Here is a 17,923-nt window from a genome sequence, read left to right on the forward strand (position 1 = left end):
AGGTCTCACTGACCGTCGCACGATGGCCGCCTACTTCCTCGTCAACGACACGAGGCACTTCAGCGAGCCAGAACTACACCACCTCCCGGGACGTCACCACAGCCCGTCTCCGCTCGCCGTCAATCGTGCTCTTTCTGTGCTCCTGTAGATCCCAACGTATGAGGCACAGATGACGCCTGATGCACTCAAGCGGGTCCGTCGTGTTCAGCATCCAGACTGCTTGTGCCGACGCCTCGAGTGCTGCCCGCGCCAAGGTGTAGGGCGGGCGCTGCTGGAACACATTTGCCTGCTCGGGGTGGAACTTGAACGGCGCCACGACGTCGGCCCACAGCATCAGATGCTCCAAGGCTGCGTAGATATACGCACGAGCGCGGTCGGCGACACGTTCGTATGGGTAGAGCTCGTGCACGCGTGCGAAGTTGGACTCGGCCTTGGGTTCCCCAACATTCACAAGCACGCGCCAATGCAGGCGCGTGCCGTGTGCGATCTCAGTCCACGCGCGGTCGTTGGATTCATCAACCAGCATTTGGCCCTCTGCCATGACGCGAACCTACGTTGACCTGCCCTCACATGGCGTCCGCTCGTAGCGGACTCTGATCGCGGGCTTCCGAAAGTGCGTCACATCGCCGCTTAACGGACGAGCGGATCACCTTGGTCGCCGGAGAAGGGTGGCGGTTCGCTTGAGCGGCCGTCCCACTGCGAGGGCGCGTCGCCTGGACCGTCGGCGGCCTGCTCCGCGCCGTCTTGGGATGAGATCGCAGTGGACGCAACCGATGGGGGCTCTTGGGTTGGGACTACTTCGGTCTCTCGCATCCGGGGCGGCGCGGCAGACCAAGCCTTGAGATATTGCACGACATCGCCGTAGAACGTGTCCAACAAATCGAGAACGGAGTCGATGAAGCCACCTCGTCCTCTGCCTCGCTTGACACCCATTTGGCGGCTCATTGCTACGCGGAAGGCGCGGATTTCCTTCTTGGGGTCATGGATGAGGAGGCCGGGGCTCTCGCGAACGGTCCCGAGTAGTTCGGCGGCCCCGTCTCCTCTGGCATTGGCAACGAAGGCCTCGACCCGCAGCGAATCGGGTGCTGCCTTGAGTTGGCGGAGGAGCCAGTTGACGCGCGTGGTCGCTCGGCCGTCCTTGGGCGCGTCGATGTCTAGGTAGGCAGTGATGCGGCCGGCTCGCAGATCCGCTGTGAGGTGGATGGGTGCCACGGTGTTGGGGATTCGAATCGCGCCGGTCAGCTCGCCCTTCGAGACCAGACTTTCGAGCAGTGCTTGAGCTCGGATTCCGGGATCGGCGAGTTCCTTCCAGCTGAGGACATGCACCACGTCCGTCCCCAGCTGTCTTCCAAGGCGGAGACCCGCGTAGCGCAGCAGTGCGTCGAATCGAGACACGACCTCGGGCAGAGTCTTGTCGGTTGCGCGCAAGGTCCCCGTGGTCACGGCCTCTCGGACCGAAACCCAGTTGCCGCCCATGTCATCGAGTTCCATCGCGCCCGAGCGAGGGTGTTCGAGGTAGCGGATCAGTTCGCCGAGAATCCATGCCTGCTCGGGGTCGGAGACCCCGCGATGTTCCTTTTGCATGACAGCCGTGGAGAGAAGGTAGGTCCACGACCAATGATGTAGCTCGACCTTTCGGAGCTTCCGCTTGTCCACCTTCGTCGGGTGCTGGCCGGCGACGGCGGGAATCTCGTTGCTGATCGTGATGAGGGCATCGAAACCTTGCTCGCGCGCCACGTCCAGGTAGTTCTCCAGTTGTTCGGTGGCCAGCTCGTTTCGGCCGGTCTTCACCTCGACTAAGGCAGTCCATGACCTGCCACCCCGGGTCACCCTGATCAGGCCGTCGGGATACACGCGCTTCTCGCCGAGCATGAACGGCACCTCGACGTAGGTCTCCACAGTCCCTGAGGGCGAACCCACAGGTCCCAGGGCAGCTCTAGCGAACTCCTTCACGGCGCCCATGACCGCCAGCAGCGCTGAGGTCGCGCGCCGCTCCTGCTCCTCGGCTCCGGAGATGCCTGACGTGGGGATCAGCCGCGCCTGGTGCCAAGTCTCTTCCGTCATGGGTTCCCCCGAGTCGCCCGATCAGTGCCTGCGTCTTCTCGGGCACCCTAGCGAGGCGCACCGACGGTCACAGTCAAATAGCGATTAGTACGTCGGCGACGTTCTTGCCCAATCCACACAATTGCGGGGACGCCTCACGGGCCGCGTCACTTCGCCGCGTTCCGGACGCACCACGTAGCCGATGGGTGGGCGCGTTCGAGGCTTCAGCTGTGTCGGGGGACGCCCCGCGGTGCTGCCGCGCGGACGACCTCATCGGTGTCGAGGGTGGTCAGGTCGGCCCCGAGTGTGGCCAGCATTTCGACGAGCTGTCTTCGCTGGGTCTCGGTCAGCGCGGCCATTGCGGCAGTCTGGAGCGCCACGACTTCCGGCAGGAACTGGTCGACGATGGCCTTCCCGTCCTGGGTGATCACGATGACTAGCCTTCGCCGGTCGGTCGGGTCGGGCTGTCGTTCGACCAGCCCACGCCGTTCCAAGGTGTCGAGCAAAGAAGTGACGCTCGCCGTCGTCACGATGAGCCGCTCGGCGATGGCGGTCGGCGACAGTGGTTGCTCAGCGCCATCGAGGACGGCGAGGGCTTCGCGTCCGGCCCTGGACAGACCGTGGTGCCGGAGGGCTTGGTCGATGCACGCGAGAAGTCTTTCCCCAGTGCGGACCAGAGCTATCGCGCAGGCATTCGCTGACTCGCTGGCCCCCGGGAACTCGCGCTCGAAGTCGGTCACGGGTCGACGCCGAGAAGGGCTCCCGGTGCGGGAGCCCTTCTGGCCGGGGGTTCGCCGGGTACTCAGTACGTCTCCCCGGATGCTTCGGACCAGGTGCTGATGTCCGGTGCGCCGACGACGCCGGCCTTGGCCATGACCTCGCCCAGCTTCGGGTCGGTCTGGAAGGCCTGCGCGGACGCGGCGTCGGGGAACTCGATGAGGGCCAGCACGCTGTTGCCGTCCTGGAGCACTCGGTAGCCGGTTGACCCATGGCTACGACGCGCTTGGTCATGCCCGTCGAACCCGGCCTTCCAGGTGTTGAAGTCTTGCACCGTGTGTCGCACTGCCAGAGTGGTCATGTCGGTCCTTTCCTGCCTCGGTGTGTGAGTGCCCGAGGGTCTTATTACTAGACCTCTAATGATCAGAAGTCAAGCAAACTTGCCTACCTCTCCCAGATCGGGAAGCGGTCCACCCCACACGCACTCATCGCCGTGATGCGCGCTCGGCTGGTCAGTTCCGGATGCACCACCCTCGTCGCTCCACGCGGGTCGTGTTGATGGCCGGCTAGGGCACCATGGCCCGATGGGTGAGCGATGGGGGTGGTTCGCCGGTGGCGACGCGGAGGGCGAGCGTGCGTGGTTCGGCGGAGGGACAGGCGGTGAGCTGAGCCTGACCCGCGACGCCGACGGCCCGTTCCGCACCGCGCAGGGGACGGGGTGCCCCGGGACGTCTTCGTGCGTCCGGCCGACTTCACACCCCGGCCCGTGGTGGTGCCGATGTTCGTCGACGACGTCTCCGGGATCGCGCTGTGGCCGGGAACCGTCGGTTGGCCACCTCGCGCCTCGTTCGTCGCGGAGACCCTTCCGATGGACGTGGAGCTGAGGGCCCGGATCGATGCCTGGGTCGGGGAGTACACCGAGTCGATCGATGACCCCTTCGAACGGTACGACGAGCAGTGGCTGCTCGATCACGACCTTCGCGGTCATGGGTTGAGCCGAGAGCTCCAGGACCGGCTCGGGGACGGCTACCGGGTCGGCTACGAGCCGCACTCTCGGGCGGGCCGAGCGTGTTCCAGAAGACCTGCGTGAGGAGTTCTTCGCGTGGGAGGAAGAGGGTGCGCTGATCGTCGGCGAGCTCCAGGGAGTCTGGGGCGTACGCGTCGACTTCCGATAGCGGAGTCGACGAAGGTCAGCCCTACCCGCGCTTCTTGCGACCGAGCGTGAAGTAGATCAGCGGAACCAGACCCGCGGAGTTGCTGAACGTGATCGCGAGTCCCCACACCTTCTTGGATCCGCGTAGCTCCTGGACGTCTCGGCGTCGGAGATCCACCAACGCTGCGGCCTTCAGGACGCTGTCGAGAAGGACGAGGATCGCGATGAGTCTGCGATTGCGTCCGCTCAGGTCGCTCCATCGTCGTACCGCCATCAGGCCCTCCCTGGAGCTCGTGGACTGCAGACCGGCAACGCTATCTCGCGGGCCGGTGCCGCTCGGCAGAACGCGTAACAGTCGTCGTCAGTCTCTCCAACTGGGCAGCGTCAGCCAGATCGCTCACGGCCAGCAACCACTCACAAACCTGGGCGGCGAAGACCATCCGCAGGCTGACGATGCGTCGTACCGCCGGCGTACCCCTGGTCCGAACGGGCCATTGCGCGTCGTCGTGGCATCTCCCTAGGTTCCCGTCCATAGGGGGCGAGCCTGCCGCTGTCGAACGGTGTCACCGTCGACTGTGGGAGCGAGCGGTCGAGCCAAGGCATACGACCACGCACAGAGGTGTCCTGATGTCGCACAACCGCACCCGCAAGCTCGCCGCGCTCGCGATCGCCGCACTGGCGACCAGCGGGCTGACGGTCCTCCAGACCGCGCAGCCCGCAGCTGCCTACAACGTCTGCTCGGACGCCAACGCCTGTGTTCACGAGAAGATGTCGGCCTTCGCGCTCGACCTGATCCCGCCGGGGTCGGAGGCCGCGCAGTTCGCCCAGGACATCTGGAACGGCGCCGGCCATGAGGACGGCGTGGGCGACCCGAGCGACCACATCTACGGCTACCCGTTCCTGCCGCTGCTCAACGAAGCCGTCATCACGATGCCCCACTTCTGGGACTCCGACGCCGGCGACGAGACGAAGAGCACGTACGGCGACTTCGAGGAGCCGCTGCCGATCGAGACCCTCAAGGACATGTGGGAGGCGCTCGACGTCCTCGACCTGATCGACATCGACATCTTTGACACCACGTTCATCGAGACCGAGAACGCCTGGCAGAAGGCGCGTCAGTTCTGGGTCCTCGCGCAGGGTGCCTACGCCAACGGCGACAAGCACAAGGCCTACGAGTACCTCGGCCACATCGTGCACCTGATGGGCGACCAGACCGTGCCCACGCACGCCCACGGCGACGCCCACGTGAAGGTGGTCTTCGACGCGGACCCCTACGAGAACTGGATGAGTGACCTGGTCGACGGCGACCACGGCCACATGAACCTCACCGACCCGGAGAAGCAACGGCTGCGCGACGAGGACGCGACCGTCGACCCGCTGCATGCTGCGGTGACCGGACGCCTGGACGAGAAGGTGCCCGCCGGCGTCGACCCGCTCTACTACCTGCTCTACACGACCAACCAGCTCGCCGACTTCTTCACCTCACGCGACGTCGACGGCGACACCGTCGACCGGCACGGCTGGGTGCAGGCCGAGCTCGACGACATGAGCACCAAGATCACCAGTCCCCGGGTGCAAGACGACCTCGACAACAACGACAACGATGGTCCGTTCGAGGACATCAACAACGCCGACGGCGACCTCAACCGGGTGCGCAACACAACGTACTTCTACGGCATCCGCGCCATCGCTGCGCTCTACCGCGTCTTCGATCGGACGGTGCGCCAGCCGACCCTGGCCGTGCGGATCGACTCCGTCGACGATGACGACGACGACGTCGACACCTTCGACGACGCCGACATGTACGCCAGGGTCAGCGTCAACGGCAAGAGGGCGCAGAACCGCGGCGAGGAGAAGGTCGACACCGAGCACGTGAACAACCCCGGCTGGGCGTTCGGCAACAACGTCCCGCTGACCGGATCGGTCCCCGTGACCGTGGACATCCTCGACGAGGACGGCGAGAGCCCGCTCGTCCCGTCGCTGAACTTCGGCGACGACCTGATGGACATCTCGCCCGACGACGACGAGGCGATCGGCGGCCTCAACCTCTCGGTCGACATGGCCAAGTGCATCAAGAAGGAGCCGGGCGCGATCACCGGCAGCGGCATCACCGCCACCTGCGGCACGACGATCGACGTCACCGGCGACAACGACCCGTTCAACCCGCTGGAGTCTGCCGACCGCGCGCACCTGAGGTTCACCGTGTTCTTGTCCAACCTCCCGCCAGTCGCCGACGCGGGCGGGAACCGCAGTACTCCCGAGGGCACCAACATCACCCTCGACGGCACCGGGTCCACCGACCCCGAGGGCGGCACCCTGACCTATGCGTGGGACCTCGACGGCGACGGCGCCTGCGACGACTCCTCAGGTGACTCCACACCGGAGTTCACAGCGGTCGGCCAGGACGGCGACACCACCGTGAAGGTCTGCGTCACCGATCCCGAGGGCCTCACCGACGACGACACCGCCGTCGTCACGGTCACCAACGTCGCACCCGCCGTGTCGGCCAGCGATCCGACAACGGTCTCGGAGAACACCGCCACCACGGTCTCCGGCACGGTCAGCGACCCGGGCTGGCTCGACCCCCTGTCGGCCACCATCGACTGGGGCGACGGCTCAGGGGCCCAGACCCTGACGGGCACGTTGGAGAACATCCGCCCCGATGCCACCTTCACCTTCAGCACGACCCACACGTACGGCGACAACGGCACGTGGACGGTGCGGATCTGTGGCAGCGACGACGACACCAGCACCTGCAAGGACATCAGCGCGACGGTGTCCAACACCGACCCCACAGCCGTCATCGACACCACCAACACGGTGAGCGTCAACGGCATCCCGACGGTGATCGCGCACGCGGGCACCAACGTCGACTTCAAGGTGCGGATCACCGACCCCGGGAGCGACGACCTCACGACCAGGTGGGACTGGGGTGACGGCGCGGCGGTGAGCACCACGACCGACTACGTCAACCCACCCGACGCCGACCCGGCCAAGAGTCCGTCGATCCAGCCGCGCGACATCTCACCCAACGCCGGTCACTCGTTCAACCAGGCCTGCACCTACACCAGCGCGCTGGGCATCACCGACGACGACGGCGGCACGGCGACCGGCTCGCTCAATGTGGTCATCGTCGGCAACAACCATCCGAACCGACCGCACGGCTACTGGAAGCAGCAGTACCGCTACTACGCGTTCAACTCCGGACCGGCCCCCGACATCGACGCCACGACCGCGGACTGCTACCTCAAGATCGTCGGCTACATGAGCAGGGTCTTCAACGAACAGACCGCGGCGTCGACCGCGGCCCAGTCCTACGACGTACTCGACACCAGCGCGACGAGCGTGATGAACGAGCTGTTCGACCAGCAGCTGTTGGCCGCCTGGCTCAACTTCGCCAACGGCGCGATCGACTGGAACCGGCTGGTCGACACCAACAACGACAAGCGCGTCGACACGCAGTTCCTGACGGCCATGGTGAACGCCGAGACCGTGCGCCTGAACCCCAACGTCAAGCGCAAGCAGCTGGAGGACACCAAGAAGATCGTCGAGAGCTGGACGAACCTGCCCTGAACCGGTCGTGGGATTGCCCCCCGGCCCTGACAGAGAGGACCCTGGGGCCCATAGGCCGCCGTACCAGCCCTCGCATCCTCGGGATCCTTGGCGTGCTCGCGTGCCTGCTGACGGCGCTGCTGGGGCCGATCGTCACGACAGCGTCGCCGGCCGCAGCCGCCGGCGAGGCCTGGTCGTTCACCCCACCGTCGGCCCTTGCCGGCCAGACCATCACGGCGAGTGGCACGGGCTGGGATCCCGATCCCTACACCGGTCCGGTCTACCTGTTCCTGCCCGGCATCGACCCCAACCCCTCCAACGCGTGGATGTCCGCCGACGTCAGCGCCGACGGCACGTGGAGCATCGAGGTCACGGTGCCGTCGTACCAAGCAGGCCAGTACCGGTTCTTCGCCTGCCAGATCTGCTCGTTCATCGACTCGCCCGGACCTCCCAACGCCGAGACGTACCTCAACGTGCTCGCGGTCTTCACGCCCGCCGTGAGCCAGGCCCTGCCGAACACCTCGGTGCCCGTGACCGGCTCGGGCTGGAGTCCCAACGAGGCGGTCTCGCTCTACACCTCCATCGGCACGTTGGGGCAACCCGACAGCCTCGTCGGCACCGTGATGCCGATCTCGGACGGCACCTTCGACAACGCCGCAGCGTTCACCGTGCCGGGAATCCCGGCGGGCAAGTACGTCTTCGTGGCCTGCCAGGGCTGCACCTACGGGTCGGAGGCTCTCACGGTCGATGTCCCGTTCGTGGTGACGACCGTGCCCAACGACACGCTGCAGACGCTCGCGGTCGCACCGGCGAAACAGGCCGTGGGAGAGGACGTCTCCGTCAGCGGCACCGGATGGTCGCTGACGGACGGCGACGTCTCGGTGTACGCCGACATCGCCGACCTCGGCGCCGGTCTCGATCCGCTGGCCACGACGACGGTGTTGTCGGGCGGTGAGATCAACACGACGGTCACGGTCCCGGACCGCGGGGTCGATTCGCTGACGCTCTACGCCTGCCAGGTGTGTGGCGACTCCGACCTCGAGGCCCGAGCGACGCTGACGATCGCCGAGAGGTCGGTACCGGTTCCCATCCTGGAGGTCCAGCCGACCTCCGGGGCGCCGGACGACCAGCTGCAGGCCACGGGCACCGGATGGCTGGACGGTCCGGTCACGCTGGTCATTCGCCGCTCCGCCGGCGTCGGCCGGGTCGACCTGGCGACCGCCACCGCCGTCGACGGCGTGTTCGAGCAGGAGCTGGCCGTGCCGGACATGGATCCGGGACAGGCCGAGATCGTGGCCTGCCAGCTGTGCAGCGGTGCCGACCGGATCGAGGACATCGTCGCGTTCACCGTCTTGTCCCCGCAGATCGACAACCCCGTGATCGCCCTCGACCGACGCAGCGTCGAACCCAAGGCCCGCATCACCGTCAGCGGCGCCGACTGGGCTCCCGACGACGGCGAGGTGACCGTGCTCATCGGGCCGGCCGGCGACGAGGAGCCGACCGACGTCTGGTTCCGCGTCCAGCCCGCGGAGGACGGCACCTTCACCGAGGAGGTCGAGGCCCCCGACCGCGACAACGGCCAGTACAAGGTCGTCGCGTGCCAGCGCTGCGACGAGTCGGAGCACCCCGTCGCGACCGCGCCCCTCGCGATCAACGGGGGACTCGACCTGCTGCTCGTCGTCGGCGGCGCGGGTGGTGGGCTGGCGCTCCTCCTGGCGGCCCTGCTGGGAGTCATGCTGCTGCGACGACCTGGCCGGGTCGCCGCCAGCCCCGAGCCGTCGCCGCCTCCCACGCCGACGGCACGACCCGACGTACGCCTGGTGATGGACGACGACCTGCAGGTGGGATGGCAGGACGCGTCCGACCGCCCCGCCGGCTTCAAGCTGCCCGGCATCGACATCGTCGCTCGTCTCGACCCGGCCCCGCTGGCCGACAACGTGGAGGTCCTCAGATGACCCTCGGAGCGCCGACGTCCTCGGCCACAGCACCGGTCACGGCCCTGTCGGTCCTCCAGCCAGGTGACGCGGAGCTCGACCGGCTCGTGCCGCCCTCCGACGAGCTCACCGAGGCCAGGTCGCTGGCATCCTCGGTCACCGACGCCTTGTGGGCGGTCACGCTGCGCGAGGCCGGCCGAGCAGCCGCCGGCTTCCTCGACATCGACCTCGGCGACGTGATGCTCGCCGGCTGGGCGAAGTTCGACGAGCTGCGCGAGGCAGCCCGCCGCACCCTCGGCACCATCGACGAGGCCACGGTCGACCTCGCGGGCCGCGGCCTGGCCCTGCGACAGCACCCCCAGATCGAGCTGAGGTGGCTGGAGCAGACCATCTACCGCATCCCGTTCGAGGTCCTGGTCGAGGTGAACGTCAAGGCGGTGGAGGCGGTCGTGGCCGACGGCTCGTTGGTCCGGCTGACCAGCGGCCGGTGCGAGGTGGCCGTGTCGCTGAGCGGCCCCGGCTACACGATCGGCCCCCGCACCCAGGAGCTCGACCCGAACCTCGCCGTCGACCTCGGCGACGGCTTCCGCCTCGCCGACTAGACGAGGCGTCCGCGCTCGCCAACCTGGTGCGCGCCTGGCTCAGGCACGCACCCACCCGTTAGCCTCACCCCACCGCCAGCCCCGGCGGCGTACCCGTCCCCGGAGGTCACGCGCATGCGCCTTCTCCTCGCCGACCGGCTGCCCGACCACACGGTCGACGACCTGACCGCCCTCGGTCACGAGGTGGTCATGGAACCCGGACTCTCGGCTGACGACCTACCGGGCCGCATCGCCGGGTTCGACGGCCTGGTGGTGCGCAGTACCAAGGTCAACGGGGCGGTGTTCGAGGCTGCTGACCGGCTGGTGCTCGTGATCAGGGCGGGTGCCGGCACCAACACCATCGACACAGAGGCGGCGTCGCGCCGTGCTGTCTACGTCTGCAACGTCCCGGGTCGCAACGCTGCGGCGGTGGCCGAGCTGACGATGGGACTGCTCCTCGCGATCGACCGACGGATCACCGACAACGTCGCCGATCTGCGCAACGGCCAGTGGGACAAGCAGCGCTACAGCAAGGCCGAAGGGCTGCTCGGCTCGACCATGGGGATCATCGGCCTGGGCTCGATCGGGTTCCTCGTGGCCGAGAGGGCCGCGGCGTTCGGGATCAAGGTGCAGGCCCTGGCCAAGCCCGGCCGCTCGCCGCAGTCGATCTCTCGGGCCGAGGACCTCGGCATCACCTTCTGCGACTCCCTGGAGGAGCTGGCGGAGACCTCCGACATCGTCAGCGTCCACGTACCTTCCGGGGCTGAGACCAAGCACCTGGTCGACGCGGAGTTCCTGGCGCGGATGAAGCCCGGAGCCATCCTGCTCAACACCTCGCGCGGCGACGTCGTCGACGAGACGGCGCTGCTCGCTGCACTCGACGCGGGCCGGGTGCGCGCCGGCCTCGACGTCTTCGACCACGAGCCGGGTGGCGGACAGGCCGAGTGGGAGTCCGCGGTCGCGCGTCACCCCGAGGTGGTGGCCACCCACCACATCGGCGCCTCGACCTCGCAAGCCCAGCGCGCGATCGCGGCCGGAGTGGCCGAGATCGTCGAGGCGTTCGCGGCCGGGGAGGCCCGTCACTGCGTCAACCTCGATCCCGACCGCCAAGGGTCCGCGGCCATCTCCATCCGCCACCTCGACCGGGTGGGCGTGCTCGCCCACATCCTCGACGAGCTGCGCAGCGCCCACATCAACGTGCAGCACATGGTCAACCGGGTCTTCCGGGGCGGCGAGGCGGCGGTGGCCACCATCGACGTCGAAGGCACGGTCTCGGAGGAGCTGCTGACCGCGCTCGGCGCCATCGAGCACGTCCTGGGCGTCTCGGTCGTGACCCTCGGCGCCGACGAGCTCTCATGAGCTTCGTCCGCCTCTTCCCAGCCCGTGTGGTCCGCCAGGAGTGGGCCCGCCGCACGGTGTCGTCACTGGCCGAGTCGGTCGATGAGTCGGGCATCGACCTCTATGGCGTCTCGATCGACCCGGCTGCCTACGAGGAGTCACCCGTCGCCCTCTACGTCTACCGCCAGACGAGCGGGCACGCGTCCTACGTCGGGATCGTGTGCGACGTCTCGGTGCAGGCCCTCGCCGACGGACGCGTGCGCGGCCACGAGGCCGTCCACCAGCAGAGGGTGGACGCGTTGGTGTGGCACCACCAGCAGACGTCTCATGGCACGCCGGCCCTGGTCTCGCTGCTCCACCGAGCGGGCGAGGTCTACACGCGGATCCTTGAGGCGGTGCAGCAACAGCCACCACTCCTGGACTTCCCCGGCCCGAGCGGGTGGCAGCAGACGGTCTGGCGACTCCCGGTGGGCGACGAGACGAGCGCGCTGACCGACGAGCTGACGGCCGCCGACTTCTACATCGCCGATGGCCATCACCGGGTCGCGGCGGCGCTGGAGGAGTGGGCGCTGGCCGGCAAGCCCGACGACGCCACCGTCTTGTGCCAGATACACCCGATGGACGGCCTCGGGCTGTCGTCGTTCCACCGTCGCGTGTCCGGACCGCTCGACCCGGAGGGCCTGCTGGGCCTGGTGTCTGCGGACTTCGACCTGCTCGAGGTCTCGCGCGCCGCCGTACCCTCTTCTGGCTCGATGGGCCTCTACGTCGATCACCGCTGGTTCGAGGTCACCTACGACGGGGCCCGCGAGCGTGGCGTCGCGGGCCTCGATGTGACCCTGCTGCAGAGCCGGATCCTCGACAGGGTGACGGCCGTCGCGTCGTCGGGCCGGGTCCCTGTTGTCGACGCCGTGCCGGCCACGGCCGATGTCGACGCGCTGACCGCCCGCTGCGACGTCGACGGAGGTGCGCTGTTCACGTTGGCGCCGCCGAGCTACGAGGCGATCATCGAGGTGGCCGACGCCGACGAGGTGATGCCGCCGAAGGCGACGTACTTCGAGCCCAAGCCCTGCACGGGAATCTTCCTGCGACCCTGAGGGCTGGCCAGAGGGTTGGCCTGGGGGCTCGGCTGAGGGTTGGGCACCCGATGCGACCGGCTCACCGTCGGCGACGCACGCCGCGCTCGTGCCGCACGCTGTGCGGGCCGACCATGCGCGGGCCGGCGAGCTTGGCCTCGAGGCGGCGCGCCTCGCGCCGGATCGGCTGGGCGAGGTACTCGCCGAGGATGGCACCCGAGCTCAACGCGAGCGCGATGGCGATCGCGGTCACCATCGCGAGCAGCGCGGCACTGGCGTCGGTGGCGGCCAGGCCGAGGCCGCGGTAGATCGACAGGCCGGGCAGGAACGGCAAGATGCCCGCCGCGACGACCACCAGCGACGGCACGCGCACACGCCTGGCCACGGGATAGCTGACGAGTCCCAGCAGCAGGGCGGCCAGGGCCGAGGACCACGCGATGCCGACACCGCGGTCGAGCGCCACGGCGTACAGCCCGATCGACAGGCCCGCCACGATCGCGATGGGCAGCAGCGAGCGTTCGGGGGCGTAGGCGGAGAAGGCGTAGGCCGCCGCCGCGATGGCGCCGCCGACCACCATGACCGGCCAGTCAGCCAGGGCGTAGGCGCCCGGGCTGACGTGCCCGAGGTCCACACCCAGTACGTCGGCGACCTGCAGCCCGCCGCTCACGCCGGCGACGATGCCCGCCGTCGCGAGGAACGCCTCCAGGATCCGGGCCCCGGCCGTCAGCGGGAAGCCGGTGAGCGCGTCCTGGATGGCGCCGAGGAAGTTCACCCCGGTCAGCAACAGCACGATGCTCGTGGAGATCACCAGGCTGGGCGAGACCTGCGCAGGTGTGGCGGTCACCCCGACGGCGATCAGCGTGGCGAGCAGCCCGCCCGCGACCTGTTGGTAGAACGCCGGCAGCCGGCGTCTGCCCATCCGCCGCTGCAACAGGTCCACCAGCACGGCGGCCACGGCGGCAACGAGTACGACGACCCAGTCCCCGCCCAGGAACAGCCCGATGCTGCCGCCCATCACACCCAGGGCCAGCGAGATCGACCATCGCGGTCGCGAGTGGCCCGAGGAGATGATCTGGTTGAGGCGGCGACTCGCATACTCGCGACCGATCACCCCCGCCACGACCTGGCGGATCAGCTGGTCGACCAGCGTCAGGTCGCCGTAGTCGACCTCGCGGTAGCGCACCTGCCGGATCTGGATGACGGGGACGGCGTCCCCAGCGGTCTGCGCCGTCATCGTCAGCTCGGTGAACGTCACGTCGGCGGTGAACCGTCGCAGCCCGCAGGCCCGCCCGACGTTGTTCATCGCAGCGCTGACGTCGCTAGCACCCGCGCCCGATGACAGCAGCACCTCGCCGATGCGCAGGGCGAGGTCCATGGTCGCGGTGATCTCGCGGGTGTTCGCCGTCCGTGACGTTTCGGTTGTCTCGTACGGCGTGTCGACAGCACGTTCGTCACTGACGGCGTCGTCGGGGCGGTCGGGTCCAGCGGCCATGGCGCGACCAGTGTGGCCCATGCGGGTCAGACTCCGCCGTGACCTCGAGGTTGTGCCCGTCCGAGGGCCCGGCCCGTAGCCTGGCCGGCATGGGACTGTTCGACCTGCTCCGACCCGGACGATCCGAGTCCACCCATACGGCCTCTGCCCTGGAGGCCGCCCGAGCGGGCGTGCCGGACGACGGTGCCATGTCACGCGTCGTGCAGATGCTCATGGACGCCGGCCTCGACGGCCGCGGCCCCTTGCGGCCGGCGACGGCGATGGCCGACTCCGCGCGCCGACGTACGTCTGATCCCGAGGCGGCGATCGAACGGATCGTCCGTCTCCACTTCATCGGCGGGGTGGTCGGCGGCTTCGTCACCGGGCTCGGCGGCTTCGTGACGATGCCAGTCGCACTGCCGGTCAACGTGGCGGAGTTCTACGTCCAGGCGACCCGCATGGTGGGCGGCATCGCCCACCTGCGCGGCTACGACGTCGATGAGAGGCACGTCCGTACGGCGGTGCTGCTGACGCTCGTCGGGTCGCGGGCCGACGAGGTGCTGGCCAAGGCCGGGATGGCGACGGGTGGTGGTGCACTGACCAAGCTGGCCCTCGGCAAGCTCTCGCCTGCTGCACTGATGGTGGTCAACAAGGCGGTCGGCTTCCGGCTGATGCGTGGGGTCTTCGAGCGCGTCTTCTCGCGTCTGGGTCGAGCGTTGCCGTTCTTCGGCGGTGTGGTGGGCGCCGTGGTGGACGGGTGGATGATGAAGCGGATCGCCGAGCACGCACTCGCGGAGTTCCCGCCGCGCACCGGCGATCGGCCCGGAGGTGCACAGTGAGCAGGGACGACAAGCCGATCACCGACCAGCTCAAGCAGGTCGTCGACGAGCTCCAGCTGGAGGAGCGCGTCAAGGAGGCCGCAGCCGCAGCCGAGCAGGCGGTGCTGCGCGGCCTGGACGCCACGGGGTCCTACGTCCGCGACCACCGCGCCGACATCGAGGACTTCCTGCACCGAGCCGGCGCCGCGATCGACCGGCAGACCTCGGGGCGGTTCGCCGACCAGGTCGAGCAGGTGCGCAACCAGCTGACCGCCGGTGTTGCCAGTCTCGCCGAACGCGACTGGGGCTCCGGTCCGGGACGCGAGCTCGAGCCTCCGGCCGAGGAGCCCTAGACAGGAACGAAGGCCCGAACCCCATGGATTCGGGCCTTCTCCGCGAGTACGAGCTCGTCGCACACGAGGTCCCCTGTGACCAGAAGAGTATGACGCGCAGGGGGTGTTGCGCTTCACCCTTAAGGCCGAAATGTGTCAGGCCGTGGTGCCCGGCTCCAGACGTGCTCCCGCGGCCACGTGCTGACGCCGGCCTACCGAGGAGTCCTGGCCGACCAGCGTGACCTCCTCGTCGCGCGCGATGCGACTGGTCGGCAACTCGCCGACCAGGCTGTCGCGGCCGAACGTCGAGCGGTCGTCAGCGATGGTCGTGAACACGTGGGCCCCGGCCTCGACCCGGCAGTCGGCGAACAGCACGGAATCCTCCACGCGGGCTCCCTTCGCGACGACCACACCGGGCCCGATGACCGAGCGCACGACCTCCCCCGACACATCGGCGCCAGGTGAGACCAGAGTGTCCTCGACATGGCAACCCGCGCGCAGGCGGGCAGTCGGCCGGTCGTCCCAGTGGCTGATGACGGGATAGCCCTCGTGGTCGAACACGTCGACGCGGCCGGCGATCAGGTCCCGGTGCCCGTTGAGGTAGGCACCCGGACGACCGAGGTCGCGCCAGTAGCCGCTCAGCGGTTCGGTGCGGACCGTCCCCCCCGAGATCAGCCGTGGCAGCAGGTGCTCGCCGAAGTCGCCCAGCCCGCTGTCGGCGCTCTCGCCCTCGGCGGCCTCGTCGTCGGCGCCGGCGCCGAGCTCGCGACGTAGCTCGAACAGCGCCTCGAGCAACGACTCGGTGCGGTAGACGAAGATCTCGGTGGCCACCACGCCCGAGCTGGGGCGCGACGGCTTCACCTCGACGCCGGTGGCCTGGCCCGCGCGGTCGGTGAGGACCACGACGTTCGAGCTCGCCTCGCGCTTGGTGACCTCGGACGTCAGCACGGTCGCGTCCGCGCCGGACTCGACGTGCCGCTCGACCACCGGATCGAGGTCGGCGGCGAAGACGTGGTCAGCGCTGGCCACCACGAGGGTCTCGGCGCCGAAGTGCATCAGGTCGCGACTCATCCGCAGCAGCAGGTCGGCGTTGCCGTGGGCGAACTCGTCCTCGGTCGGCGACCCGCCGCCCGACTGCGGCACCATCCGGCGGAACCCGCCTCGGTTGCGGTCCAGGCTCCACGGGCGCCCGCCCGACAGGTAGTCGTCGATCGAGGCCACCTGGTACTCGACGCTCACCCACACGTCGACGAGCCCCGAGTTCGCGAAGCTCGACAGCACGAAGTCCACGAGGCGGTGGGTGCCGCCGTACGGCAGCACCGGCTTGGCCCGCTCGCGCGTCAGCACGTCCATCCGGGACCCCTCGCCACCTGCCTGCACCAGCGCCAGCACGTCGCCACGGCGGATTCTCGGTAGGCGCCCAGGAGTCATCCCCGCACGCTAGCCAGGCTCACTCCTGGCAGGGACCACCCCGGAGGACGGACAGCTGCCCGCGCTCGACGTCGAGCGTGGCGGTGGCCAGGGTCGCGGTCTCCAGGTAGTCGCGGCTGTCGACCTCGGCCGGGTGCCGGCACACGGGCCCGGCCTCGACGTGGTGGGTCATGGCGTCGAGTACGTCGGCAGCGGACGTCGGCGGCTGGGCGCCGAGGGTGGCGACCAGGTGATCGCGACGAACCCAGGAGTTGTCGTCCAGCAGGCCGGCCTGGCAGCCGGGCTCGCCCTCGGCGGAGACGAAGTGGTTGGTGCGTACGAGCAGCTCGGACTCGGGCTTCACCTCGCCGACCCCGTCGGGGAAGGTCTCCAGCGATGCCGCGTCGCCGCCCCTGTCGACGACGGTGAGGGCGGACGACGCGGTGAAGTTCGCTGCGCCGACGAGATCACGCGCCTGGTCGACGGTGTCGCAGCGCTCGAGGAGCGTGCGAAGCATGACGTGGACCGGGAAGCCGACCTGTGCCTCGTCACCCAGGGCGAGCTGGTCGTCGGCCTCGTGGTGGAGCATGTTGAGCATCACGCCGAGACCCGCGTCGTTGACGCCGATCTTGGCCAGCACGCCGTACTCCGTGAGGGTCGTGACCTGGCGACCCGTCGCCGTCTCGAAGGACCACACGAACCACCCGTTGCGCATCTGCGGGTACCAGTCCCAGGTCTGCACGGCGATCGGCGCGCACCCGTCGGGAGTCGCGACCACCGTCGAGCACTCGGAGGCCGCGATGCGTGGCGCGATGCCGGCCAGCACCTCGGTGCGGGCGTTGAGTGCGGCGATCTCCTCGACACCGCGGCCGGAGCCCGCGGCGATCCCGGCGATCTCCTCAGCCGCGTGCGGGGCGCGGGCCTGGATGGAGCCGAGCGCCCGATCACCCCACCACGCGATGTCGAAGGCGGGATCGAGCCACGTCCACAGCCGGCGGTACGCCGCGACGGTGCTGCCGACGCGGTCGGACAGAGCCGTGCCCAGCTCGACCCCACGTTCGTAGGGGTCGGTGGCTGTCGAGGAGAAGGTGACGAACGATGTCACGGACGTAGTCAAGCAGGGCGGACGCAAGGGCGCCCGGAGCGGGTGCTCCGGGCGCCGTACGTCGTGTGGTCCAGCTAGTTGAAGATGCTGACGCCACCCGGGCCGACCAGCAGTCCGAGAATGATCAGGACAACGCCCATCAGGACCTGGCCGCGGACCAGGGTCACGATGCCCCAGATAACCAGGACCACGGCGATCAGCCAGAGGATGAATAACATCTGTCGCTCCTTGTGAGTGCGAAAACCTGGGCCAAGTCATGCCTTGAGCTCCCAGCACGCGCGGGAGGTGCCCACCGCGTCACCTCTAATCAACCAGACGCCGCACCTCCTCCACAGCGCCCGATGGGGTGAGTGCCCGGGGTGCTTCCCACCCGGCCGGGTGAGGACCTGTGACTGA

17 protein-coding genes are annotated in these 17,923 nt (G+C 68.7%); 8 read left to right on the forward strand and 9 right to left on the reverse strand.

The genetic code is table 11. The features are described from left to right. Nucleotides 1–73 precede the first annotated feature (73 nt). The 4 genes from ISU10_RS13905 to ISU10_RS13920 form a co-directional block, all read right to left on the reverse strand. Nucleotides 74–541 carry a hypothetical protein gene (locus ISU10_RS13905; protein ID WP_194697009.1) on the reverse strand — a complete coding sequence of 156 codons (468 nt, stop codon included), beginning with the start codon at nucleotides 539–541 and terminating at the stop codon, nucleotides 74–76. A gap of 89 nt (nucleotides 542–630) precedes the next feature. After that, entirely contained in the window at nucleotides 631–2,064 is a 1,434-nt protein-coding gene (locus ISU10_RS13910) for a hypothetical protein (RefSeq protein ID WP_194697010.1), read from the reverse strand. Between the two features lie 203 nt (nucleotides 2,065–2,267). Further along, nucleotides 2,268–2,783 carry a MarR family winged helix-turn-helix transcriptional regulator gene (locus ISU10_RS23860; protein WP_194697011.1) on the reverse strand — a complete coding sequence of 172 codons (516 nt, stop codon included), beginning with the start codon at nucleotides 2,781–2,783 and terminating at the stop codon, nucleotides 2,268–2,270. A 62-nt stretch (nucleotides 2,784–2,845) separates the two neighbouring features. Beyond that, a complete protein-coding gene (locus tag ISU10_RS13920) occupies nucleotides 2,846–3,121 on the reverse strand; it encodes a cyclase (RefSeq protein WP_194697012.1) in 276 nt (91 codons plus the stop codon). 357 nt (nucleotides 3,122–3,478) lie between these two features. Here ISU10_RS13920 and ISU10_RS13925 point away from each other — a divergent pair, with 357 nt between their 5' ends. Then, nucleotides 3,479–3,850, forward strand: coding sequence for an immunity protein CdiI family protein (locus tag ISU10_RS13925; protein WP_194697013.1), 372 nt, complete (start codon nucleotides 3,479–3,481; stop codon nucleotides 3,848–3,850). Between the two features lie 106 nt (nucleotides 3,851–3,956). On the opposite strand, the gene ISU10_RS13930 is transcribed toward ISU10_RS13925, so the two are convergent. Then, nucleotides 3,957–4,187, reverse strand: coding sequence for a hypothetical protein (locus ISU10_RS13930; RefSeq protein WP_194697014.1), 231 nt, complete (start codon nucleotides 4,185–4,187; stop codon nucleotides 3,957–3,959). A gap of 353 nt (nucleotides 4,188–4,540) precedes the next feature. Between ISU10_RS13930 and ISU10_RS13935 the strand changes: the two genes are divergently transcribed. From ISU10_RS13935 to ISU10_RS13955, 5 genes are all read left to right on the forward strand, one after another. After that, a complete protein-coding gene (locus ISU10_RS13935) occupies nucleotides 4,541–7,486 on the forward strand; it encodes a PKD domain-containing protein (RefSeq protein ID WP_194697015.1) in 2,946 nt (981 codons plus the stop codon). A 92-nt stretch (nucleotides 7,487–7,578) separates the two neighbouring features. Then, nucleotides 7,579–9,420, forward strand: a complete 1,842-nt coding sequence (locus ISU10_RS13940; protein ID WP_194697016.1) for a hypothetical protein — start codon at nucleotides 7,579–7,581, stop codon at nucleotides 9,418–9,420. Beyond that, a complete protein-coding gene (locus ISU10_RS13945) occupies nucleotides 9,417–10,001 on the forward strand; it encodes a hypothetical protein (protein WP_194697017.1) in 585 nt (194 codons plus the stop codon). Before ISU10_RS13940 ends, ISU10_RS13945 begins: the two co-directional genes overlap by 4 nt. A 114-nt stretch (nucleotides 10,002–10,115) precedes the next feature. Beyond that, the gene (locus ISU10_RS13950; protein WP_194697018.1) at nucleotides 10,116–11,339 is read left to right on the forward strand and encodes an NAD(P)-dependent oxidoreductase; all 1,224 of its coding nucleotides are present in this window, start codon (nucleotides 10,116–10,118) and stop codon (nucleotides 11,337–11,339) included. Then, nucleotides 11,336–12,412, forward strand: a complete 1,077-nt coding sequence (locus ISU10_RS13955) for a DUF1015 family protein (protein WP_194697019.1) — start codon at nucleotides 11,336–11,338, stop codon at nucleotides 12,410–12,412. The genes ISU10_RS13950 and ISU10_RS13955 overlap by 4 nt, the downstream gene beginning before the upstream one ends. 61 nt (nucleotides 12,413–12,473) lie before the next feature. On the opposite strand, the gene ISU10_RS13960 is transcribed toward ISU10_RS13955, so the two are convergent. After that, nucleotides 12,474–13,883, reverse strand: coding sequence for a threonine/serine exporter family protein (locus tag ISU10_RS13960; protein WP_194697020.1), 1,410 nt, complete (start codon nucleotides 13,881–13,883; stop codon nucleotides 12,474–12,476). Between the two features lie 89 nt (nucleotides 13,884–13,972). Here ISU10_RS13960 and ISU10_RS13965 point away from each other — a divergent pair, with 89 nt between their 5' ends. Next, nucleotides 13,973–14,701, forward strand: a complete 729-nt coding sequence (locus tag ISU10_RS13965; protein ID WP_194697021.1) for an EcsC family protein — start codon at nucleotides 13,973–13,975, stop codon at nucleotides 14,699–14,701. Next, the gene (locus tag ISU10_RS13970) at nucleotides 14,698–15,033 is read left to right on the forward strand and encodes a hypothetical protein (protein ID WP_194697022.1); all 336 of its coding nucleotides are present in this window, start codon (nucleotides 14,698–14,700) and stop codon (nucleotides 15,031–15,033) included. The genes ISU10_RS13965 and ISU10_RS13970 overlap by 4 nt, the downstream gene beginning before the upstream one ends. 135 nt (nucleotides 15,034–15,168) lie before the next feature. Here ISU10_RS13970 and ISU10_RS13975 read toward each other — a convergent pair whose 3' ends face one another. The 3 genes from ISU10_RS13975 to ISU10_RS13985 form a co-directional block, all read right to left on the reverse strand. Continuing rightward, nucleotides 15,169–16,443, reverse strand: a complete 1,275-nt coding sequence (locus ISU10_RS13975; RefSeq protein WP_194697023.1) for a glucose-1-phosphate adenylyltransferase family protein — start codon at nucleotides 16,441–16,443, stop codon at nucleotides 15,169–15,171. 19 nt (nucleotides 16,444–16,462) lie between these two features. After that, on the reverse strand, nucleotides 16,463–17,527 hold the full coding sequence (locus ISU10_RS13980) for a C45 family autoproteolytic acyltransferase/hydrolase (protein ID WP_194697024.1): 1,065 nt from the start codon (nucleotides 17,525–17,527) through the stop codon (nucleotides 16,463–16,465). Between the two features lie 74 nt (nucleotides 17,528–17,601). Then, entirely contained in the window at nucleotides 17,602–17,745 is a 144-nt protein-coding gene (locus tag ISU10_RS13985; protein WP_194697025.1) for a GPGG-motif small membrane protein, read from the reverse strand. Nucleotides 17,746–17,923: the final 178 nt, after the last annotated feature.

The organism is Nocardioides agariphilus (assembly GCF_015352445.1).
Classification (GTDB): domain Bacteria; phylum Actinomycetota; class Actinomycetes; order Propionibacteriales; family Nocardioidaceae; genus Nocardioides; species Nocardioides agariphilus.

Bases quoted from the DNA above. Each gene is read 5' to 3' on its own strand.
- ISU10_RS13905 (WP_194697009.1), bottom strand. From the start codon at position 541: ATGGCAGAGGGCCAAATGCTGGTTGATGAATCCAACGACCGCGCGTGG.
- ISU10_RS13910 (WP_194697010.1), bottom strand. From the start codon at position 2,064: ATGACGGAAGAGACTTGGCACCAGGCGCGGCTGATCCCCACGTCAGGC.
- ISU10_RS13920 (WP_194697012.1), bottom strand. From the start codon at position 3,121: ATGACCACTCTGGCAGTGCGACACACGGTGCAAGACTTCAACACCTGG.
- ISU10_RS13930 (WP_194697014.1), bottom strand. From the start codon at position 4,187: ATGGCGGTACGACGATGGAGCGACCTGAGCGGACGCAATCGCAGACTC.
- ISU10_RS13935 (WP_194697015.1), top strand. From the start codon at position 4,541: ATGTCGCACAACCGCACCCGCAAGCTCGCCGCGCTCGCGATCGCCGCA.
- ISU10_RS13945 (WP_194697017.1), top strand. From the start codon at position 9,417: ATGACCCTCGGAGCGCCGACGTCCTCGGCCACAGCACCGGTCACGGCC.
- ISU10_RS13950 (WP_194697018.1), top strand. From the start codon at position 10,116: ATGCGCCTTCTCCTCGCCGACCGGCTGCCCGACCACACGGTCGACGAC.
- ISU10_RS13955 (WP_194697019.1), top strand. From the start codon at position 11,336: ATGAGCTTCGTCCGCCTCTTCCCAGCCCGTGTGGTCCGCCAGGAGTGG.
- ISU10_RS13960 (WP_194697020.1), bottom strand. From the start codon at position 13,883: ATGGCCGCTGGACCCGACCGCCCCGACGACGCCGTCAGTGACGAACGT.
- ISU10_RS13965 (WP_194697021.1), top strand. From the start codon at position 13,973: ATGGGACTGTTCGACCTGCTCCGACCCGGACGATCCGAGTCCACCCAT.
- ISU10_RS13975 (WP_194697023.1), bottom strand. From the start codon at position 16,443: ATGACTCCTGGGCGCCTACCGAGAATCCGCCGTGGCGACGTGCTGGCG.
- ISU10_RS13985 (WP_194697025.1), bottom strand. From the start codon at position 17,745: ATGTTATTCATCCTCTGGCTGATCGCCGTGGTCCTGGTTATCTGGGGC.